Origin of the sequence: Collinsella sp. AF19-1LB (assembly GCF_003459655.1) — a bacterium.
Lineage (GTDB): Bacteria > Actinomycetota > Coriobacteriia > Coriobacteriales > Coriobacteriaceae > Collinsella.
The window spans coordinates 1-5326 of record NZ_QRWO01000051.1; the positions used below are offsets into that span (position 1 = coordinate 1).

Sequence of the window (5326 nt, forward strand, 5' to 3'; positions counted from 1 at the left end):
TTAATTTCAAAGTCCAAGAAATGGGATGCAGTTCATCTGCACCAAGGTGGTGCAAACATACCTGTCCCCGATGCACCAAGAAGGTGCAAAGCAGTCCGTCCCCAATGCCCCAATTACTTGGAGAGCTTGTCGACGACGCGTTCGATCTCGGCGAGCTTGGCGGCTTTGAGGTCTTCGTCGCCCGATTCGATTGCCGAAGTCACGCAGCCCTCGATATGCGCCTTGAGCACGTCGGCGTTGATGCGCGCAATGAGCGCCTGCGTTGCCATGAGCTGCGTGGAAATATCGACGCAGTAGCGGTCCTCCTCGACCATCCGCAGGATGCCGTCGATCTGACCGCGTGCCGTCTTGAGCATGCGGGTCACCGATTTATGGTCTGCCATCATGGCGGGTCCTCGTTTCTGGTCGGGGTACGCGTGGGTCGTTACGCGGCGGTTACGGACAGGGCGTGGAACTTCTCGCCGGCGCCCTCGACGGCGGCGGCGAGCTGCTCGGCGGTCACGGTGTCGGCGCACTCCACCTGGACGGTCTGGGTCTCGTGATCGGCGTCGGCGTCGGTCACGCCGGCCACGTTGAGCAGTGCCGTCTCGACAGTAGCGTCGCAGTGACCGCACATAAGGCCCGAAGTCTTAATCGTGTAACGCATTGGTATTCCTCTCTGTTGTGTCGGCTTTCCCAAGCACCCGACCTTGACCTTCAAGCCGTCGCTCGCGTACCAAAGTACGCGTCGCTCCTCTTTCAGGTCAATCTCGGGCACCTGGAAAACCCGTTCTAAATGGACTTAATGGTGAGCCTATTTTGCCACTTTAGGCTTAAAGGATTTCAGGCGCAGCGCATTGCTTACGACGCAGACACTCGATAGGCTCATGGCCGCGGCGCCGAACATCGGCGAGAGCTGCCAACCGGTGAGGGGGAAGAACACGCCCGCCGCCAGCGGAATGCCGATGCCGTTGTAGAACAGCGCCCAGAACAGGTCCTGCTTGATGTTGCGGATTGTGGCACGTGACAGCTCGATGGCGCGCGCAGCATCCATGAGGTCGCTGCGCATGAGCACCACATCTGCCCCTTCTTTGGCGATGTCGGCGCCGGTGCCGATCGCAAGGCCCACGTCGGCGCGCGCCAGGGCGGGGGAGTCGTTGATGCCGTCGCCCACCATGGCGACCTTGCCGCCCGCATCCTGCAGCTCGCGCACGTGGCGTTCCTTGTCGGCGGGGAGGACGTCGGCGATGACCTGTTCGCTGCTCAGCCCCACGCGGCGGGCGATGGCCTCGGCCGTCACGCGGTTGTCGCCGGTGAGCATGCGCACGTCGACGCCGAGCTTGCGCAGCGCGGCGATGGCCCCGGCGCTCGTCTCTTTGACCTCGTCAGCCACGGCGATGGTGCCGATAAGCTCGCCGTTCTTGGCAAAGAACAGCGGTGTTTTGCCCTCGGCGGCAAATTGCTCGGCAAGACCCGCGGGCACGGTAACGCCCAACTCGTCCATCAGGCGTACGTTGCCGGCTGCAATGGCGTTTTGTCCCTCGCGCGCCGTAACGCCTCGTCCAGGCACGGCGGCAAAGTCCTCGACCATGCGCGCGACGATTCCGCGCGACTCGCACTCGGCCATAATCGCCTCGGCCAGCGGGTGCTCGCTCGAGCGCTCCAACGCGGCGGCCAGCTTGAGCAGCGCCTTTTCGCTCATGGCGGGCGAGCCGTCAACGCGCGTGGCCACCACAATGTCGGTCACGGCCGGCTTGCCGCGGGTGACCGTGCCCGTCTTATCGAGCACCACGGTGCCCACGCTGCGCAGATTCTCCAGCGCCTCGGCGCTCTTAAACAGAATGCCCATCTCGGCGCCCTTGCCGGTGCCCACCATAATGGCGACGGGCGTGGCCAGACCCAGTGCGCACGGACAGCTGATCACCAGCACGGCCACGGCGGAGGTGAGCGCCTCGTTGATGCTGCCGGTCAGTGCCATCCACGCCGCAAAGGTCACGGCCGAAATCACGAACACCACGGGCACAAACACGCCGGCGACCTTATCGGCCATGCGGGCGATGGGCGCCTTGGTGGCGTTGGCGTCCTCGACGAGCTGGATGATTTTGGCGAGCGACGTGTCGGCGCCCACGCGCGTGGCACGGAAGGTAAACGATCCGGTGCGGTTGACCGTGGCGGCGTTGACGGTGTTGCCGGCGACCTTTTCCACGGGGATGGACTCGCCGGTGAGCGCACTCTCGTCCACGGCCGAGCTGCCCTCGAGCACCACGCCATCGACGGGGATGGACTCGCCGGGGCGCACGCGCAGGACCTGGCCGGGAAGGATGCTGTCGACGTCGACGGTGGTTTCGGTACCGTCGTCGGCAACGACGGTCGCGGTCTTGGGCGCCAGGTCGATCAGCGCCTCGATGGCGCCGCCGGTTTTGGACTTGCTGCGCGTCTCAAGGTATTTGCCCACGGTGACGAGCGACAGGATCGTGCCCGCACTCTCAAAATACAGGTTGTCCATGCCCGTCATCATGGCCTCGTGCACCTGACCTGTGGCCAGCTGGTCGGCCATGATAAACATGGCATAGAGCGACCAAGCGATGGAGGCGGTGGCGCCGACGGCGATGAGAGCGTCCATGGTGGGCGCGCCGTGCACGAGTGATTTGAAGCCGTTGATAAAGTATGCGTCGTTGACGTAGACGATGGGGATGAGCAGGACAAGCTCGGTGAGGGCGAGCGTCATGCTGTGGATGTGGTCGGTGAAGATGCTGGGCAGCGGCCAGCCGAGCATGTGTCCCATGCCTATGTAGAACAGCGGAATGAGAAAGATGATTGAGATGATGAGACGGGTGCGCATGGCGGAGGCAGTGGCCTCTAGCTTTTTGGTGGGCGATTCCATATGGGTGGCGCCGGATCTGGCTTGCGTGCTGCCGTTTGAGCCGGCGGCACCGGTGCCCGCATCGACGGGCGAGGCCGAGTAGCCTGCGCGGTCGACAGCGGTGCAGATATCGTCGGGGGAGACCTGCGCGGGGTCGTAGTCGACCATCATGGAACCGGCGAGTAGGTTGACCGCGACGCTTTGGACGCCGTCGAGCTTGCTCACGGCACGGTCCACGTGCGCCTGACAGGCGGCGCATGTCATGCCGCCCACATCGAACTTATCTTGAGCCATGGCTTCTCCTTTCTGTGGCGTAGTGTTTGAATTGTTAACCTGCCGATACTATACACCCATACCCCCTGGGGGTGTCCAGTGGAGATGAGAATGTATGACATTTCGCTACAGATGCGGGTGGCTGCTCAATCGTTGGCAGCTCATGTCAAACATCTCGATCTGTAACATCTAGCGGGGAAAATGACCTCTAACTGTTACAGATCGAGATTATGTTTTGCGATGTTTGAGTTCGTCTCAATCTGTAACGTGTAGACCCGGTTTTGTCTCGTAACTGTTACAGATTGAGACAATCGGCCCAGACCCGCCCCGTCATCTGTGGTTTACGTGGGGGCATGCGAAGCGCGGGTATACTAACCGGCGGCGAATCTGCTCCATCGCTTAGGGCCGCTGCGTCTGGACGGCGCGTGATAGGGCTGCCAAAGCGATCGCCAGCGTGCTGAGCAACGTCCTCTCTGTGCGCACCTGTTTTGTATGTATTAGCGCACTACCAAGCACGCCCCGCGCGGCTGCATGCCGTGCCCATAACGCGTGCAGATAAGGAACAACAACATATGCGTAATTCTGTATCTGACGTCACGGACGCCGAGATTCTGGACGAGACCCGCGAGGCCATGACCCAGGCTGCCTTCGATGCTGCCGACGAGGCCAATGCTGCCCAGGCCGTCGAGTCCGCGACCGAGAACCTGCCCGCCTTTGACGAGCTGGGACTTTCGGACGAGATGCTTCGTGCCATCGAGAACCTGGGCTACACGGCGCCCACGCCCGTGCAGGCCGGCTCGATCCCCGTGGTGCTCGAGGGCCGCGACCTGCTTGCCGCCGCTCAGACCGGCACCGGCAAGACGGCCGCCTTCTTGCTGCCGACCATGAACAATCTGGAGCACATTGCTCCGCCCAAGCCCGTGCGCGAGCGCGGCGGCCGCAACCGCCGTCGCGGCGCCAAGAAGCCCGAGGGCAACGGCCGCGGCCCCGTGATGCTCGTCATTACCCCCACGCGCGAGCTCGCACAGCAGATCGACGAGGTCGCCAGCAAGATTGCCGACGTCACCGGCCATGTTGCCGTGACCGTCGTGGGCGGCGTGAGCTACAAGCCGCAGACCGCGGCGCTCAAGTACGGCTGCGACATTCTGGTCGCCACGCCGGGCCGTCTGGTCGATCTGATCGAGCAGGGCGCTTGCCACCTGGACGAGGTCAAGGTGCTGGTGCTGGACGAGGCCGACCGCATGCTCGACATGGGCTTTTTGCCCGCCGTCCGCCGCATCGTGCGCGAGACGCCGGCCGAGCGCCAGACGCTGCTGTTCTCGGCCACGCTCGACGAGGAGGCCGTGGGCGAGATCACCGACCTGGTGAGCGATCCGGCCCGCGTGGAGATCGCGCCTGCCACGTCGACCGCCGACACCGTCGACCAGTTTGTGTTCCCGGTGTCCATCGAGGCCAAGAACAACCTGCTGCCCGAGTTCCTCAAAAAGGAGGGCCCGGAGCGCACTATCGTCTTTATGCGCACCAAGCACCGCGCCGACAGCTGCTGCCGTCGTCTGGAGCGTAAGGGCATCAAGGCCGCCGCAATCCACGGCAACCGCAGCCAGGCCCAGCGCGAGCGCGCGCTCTCGGCTTTCCGCGACGGCACCGTCGACGTGCTGGTGGCGACCGACGTCCTCGCTCGCGGCATCGACATCAGCGATGTGCGCTACGTCGTGAACTTTGACGTGCCGGCAGAGCCGACCGACTACATCCACCGCATTGGCCGCACGGGCCGCGCCGGCGAGCTGGGCTGGGCCATCACGTTTGTGACCGAGCAGGACGTCGATGAGTTCTACGAGATCGAGAAGCTCATGGACAAGACCGCCGACATCTACGAGGCCGGCGACCTGCACGTGGGCCCCAATCCGCCCGCGGTTGATCCCGAGCGCGACCCTGCAGCCTTTAAGGTGAAGAAGAAGACCAAGCGCGGCAAGTCCAAGAGCAAGAAGAAGCTTGAGCAGGCACGTCGCGACGGCAAGCGCAACGGCGACGATTACGGTGATGTGGCCGGTCGTTCCAACCGCGGTCGCGATGAGCGTCGCGGCGACGGCGAGCGTCCGAGCCGTCCCAAGCGCGGCGGCAAGGCCCGCGTGCGCGAGGGCGTTCAGGCTCGCGTAGACGAGGCTGTTGAGAGCGTGGCCCGCGAGGTGGCTGCCGAGGAGCGCGGCGGTG

At 63.9% G+C, this 5326-nt stretch carries 4 protein-coding genes; 1 reads left to right on the forward strand and 3 read right to left on the reverse strand.

All coding sequences use genetic code 11. The annotated features are described in order from the left end of the window. Positions 1-113: 113 nt before the first annotated feature. The 3 genes from DWX39_RS10530 to DWX39_RS10540 form a co-directional block, all read right to left on the reverse strand. On the reverse strand, positions 114-386 hold the full coding sequence (locus DWX39_RS10530) for a metal-sensing transcriptional repressor (RefSeq protein ID WP_006235337.1): 273 nt from the start codon (positions 384-386) through the stop codon (positions 114-116). Positions 387-424: 38 nt separating this feature from the next. Further along, positions 425-646, reverse strand: a complete 222-nt coding sequence (locus DWX39_RS10535; RefSeq protein ID WP_006235338.1) for a heavy-metal-associated domain-containing protein — start codon at positions 644-646, stop codon at positions 425-427. A 147-nt stretch (positions 647-793) separates the two neighbouring features. Beyond that, positions 794-3136 carry a cation-translocating P-type ATPase gene (locus DWX39_RS10540; RefSeq protein ID WP_117759898.1) on the reverse strand — a complete coding sequence of 781 codons (2343 nt, stop codon included), beginning with the start codon at positions 3134-3136 and terminating at the stop codon, positions 794-796. 551 nt (positions 3137-3687) lie between these two features. Here DWX39_RS10540 and DWX39_RS10545 point away from each other — a divergent pair. Beyond that, on the forward strand, positions 3688-5326 hold a 1639-nt coding region (locus DWX39_RS10545), incomplete at its 3' end, for a DEAD/DEAH box helicase (protein ID WP_147336407.1).

Excerpts from the sequence above, each read along its gene's own strand:
- DWX39_RS10535 (WP_006235338.1), bottom strand. The coding sequence starts at position 646 with ATGCGTTACACGATTAAGACTTCGGGCCTTATGTGCGGTCACTGCGAC.
- DWX39_RS10540 (WP_117759898.1), bottom strand. The coding sequence starts at position 3,136 with ATGGCTCAAGATAAGTTCGATGTGGGCGGCATGACATGCGCCGCCTGT.
- DWX39_RS10530 (WP_006235337.1), bottom strand. The coding sequence starts at position 386 with ATGATGGCAGACCATAAATCGGTGACCCGCATGCTCAAGACGGCACGC.